General features: G+C 44.6%; 1 protein-coding gene and 1 pseudogene. Both read left to right on the top strand.

Annotated elements, in window-relative coordinates:
• Positions 1-309 (top strand): annotated as a pseudogene (locus AC805_RS26220) (hybrid sensor histidine kinase/response regulator); the annotation flags it as partial.
• A 229-nt stretch (positions 310-538) separates the two neighbouring features.
• The coding region (locus AC805_RS10915; protein WP_156341383.1) for a PAS domain-containing protein at positions 539-2,428 on the top strand (1,890 nt) is incomplete at its 3' end.

Genomic DNA, 2,428 nt, shown 5'->3' with positions numbered 1-2,428 from the left:
GATTTATTCAATGCTTTAGCCACCCATCTCCAACTCACTTGGAATTATGAAGAATCGGCAACACAGGCTAAGGATGACCAGCTAGAAGTAATCGCTCCCGATCCTGCGGATTTACAAACTTTATTAGAGTTAGTAGAAGATGGGTTACTGAGAAAAATGACGCAAGTGGCGAAGGAAATTGCCCAAAGGGACTCTCGCTATCAACCTTTTACACAAGAACTCCTAAAGCTAGCCAAAGAATTTCAATCAGAGAGAATTGAGCAGATAATACAGCAATATCTAACACACGAGCCTAAAAATAGTTCATAAATTACCCTTTCAAAACTATGTTTTTGTGAATAATTTTTATAAATTACTTTATTAAGCAGTTCAGCATAATTAAAAAACAAAAACAGAGAACTTACCTTCTGCTATACAGACGGTATATCCCTCTATGTTTTAAATTTACTGATGCTTAGCTATTTACCAAATTAAGTAATTCATTTTCTTGATAAAATCGCATTCCTCGGCTAAATCTCAACTCATGGACTAATTATTTATGCAGCCGAATCAACCTTCCAATTTAAACTTCAGACACTTACTAAATTCCAAAGCTTCTCTACAAAAGCAAATTCTAATTACGGTATCGAGTTTACTGTTAATCGCCCTACTCCCAACCATTGCCCTGCTGACTTGGACGGCAAGGCGATCGCTCTTGGAGCGCACCCAAGCAGAAGGGGTTCGTATTGCTCAGGTGTTGGCGCTCAGTGCTGGGGTAGTTGAGAAAATCCCCCAAGATGTCGAGAAAATCCTTGAGGATCAGATGATTGTTTCGGCAACCATTACGGCTCATCTCGTGGGGATTGCGGAGGCTAGTGGGCTAAGTCCAGAGCAAATAAACAATCGGCTGAAGGCGATCGTCAAGGCGAGCGTCCTAGATGAGTTTTGGATTACCGACGAAAAGGGGAAAGCCTACCTCACCAATACTGGTGTTGATTTCACCTTTAGCCCCGATCCCCAAAAACAGCCGCAGGCTCACATCTTTTGGCAAATCCTCCAAGGCAGCAAAAAGACCGTGGTACAAGAAGCGCGACGACGTGAGGTGGACAATCAAATTTTCAAGTATGTTGCGGTGGCAGGCATCGACAAACCTCGGATCGTGCAAGTGGGCTATAACGCACAACTTCTAGAGAGTATTCGCCAAAAAGTCGGGATCAAGCCCCTAGTCAATCATCTCCTCAAGGGAGAAAATGTCCGCGCAATTTGGGTGGTAGATTCTAAGCTGAAAGTGCTGGCGGCCGATCGCATCGCAAAATCGACAGATTCCGATGCAACTCTAGATCTAGGGGTAACGGATTTATCCAGCCTTCAGAACGCGATCGCTAGCAATCAGATTTTCAGTCAGATCGATGGTAAGTTTCTTAAAGTTGTCGCCCCCCTGCCCGATACCGAAGGCAATGTCCGAGGTGCAGCAATGGTTTATTTATCCTTAGAATCTGTACAGGATGCGCTCAACGATCAACTAAAACTAGCCCTTGCCTTAACTATTGTGGTTCTTACTATTGGTCTGTCCGCTTCCTATTTCCTATCCCGTTGGATTACGCAGCCTATTCTGCTATTAAGCCGAGCTTCCAAACTTCTCTCGGAAGGACAATGGGAACAGGTGGTGACAATTAATCGCTCGGACGAATTAGGAGAGCTGGGAAACTCTTTTAATCTCATGGCTAACCAGTTACAAGATTCCTTCCGTGCCCTAGAAAAAGTCAATGCCGACCTCGAAGATCGGGTAGAAGAACGCACGGAGGCTCTTAGAATCAGTGAAGAGCGCTTCCAGTTAACAATGCAGAGCGTCAATGACGGTATTTGGGATTGGTATCTTGATACCAATCAAGTCTATTTTTCTCCGCAGTGGAAACTAATGCTGGGCTACGCTGATGATGAATTGGTCAACAAGCTTAGTACTTGGGAAGATCTGACACATCCCGAAGACTTAGTATCAGCCTATGCAGGTATCCATGCGCACCTAAATGGCATAACTTCTACCTATAACTTAGAATTTCGGATGCGCCACAGGGATGGTGGATATCGTTGGATTTTGTCTCGGGCAAAGGTAGTGGCGTGGGATGGGATGGGTCAGCCCCTAAGATTAGTAGGTTCCCATACTGATATTAGCGATCGCAAAGTTACAGAAATGGAACTACAAGCCGCCAAACAAGCCGCAGATAACGCCAATCAAGCCAAAAGTGAATTCCTTGCCAATATGAGCCACGAGCTCCGCACGCCTTTGAATGGAATTCTAGGCTATGCCCAGATTTTGGGAAGGATGGACTCCCTTCCCGAAAAAGTCAACCAAGGAGTCAATATAATTCACCAATGCGGTTCCCATCTGTTGACCTTAATTAACGATGTGCTGGACATTGCGAAAATCGAAGCCCGCAAACTCGAACTC

This window comes from Pseudanabaena sp. 'Roaring Creek', from assembly GCF_001402795.1.
Taxonomy (GTDB): domain Bacteria; phylum Cyanobacteriota; class Cyanobacteriia; order Pseudanabaenales; family Pseudanabaenaceae; genus Pseudanabaena.
The sequence above is the reverse complement of the archived record's forward strand: the minus strand, read 5'-3'. Positions and strand labels throughout refer to the sequence as shown.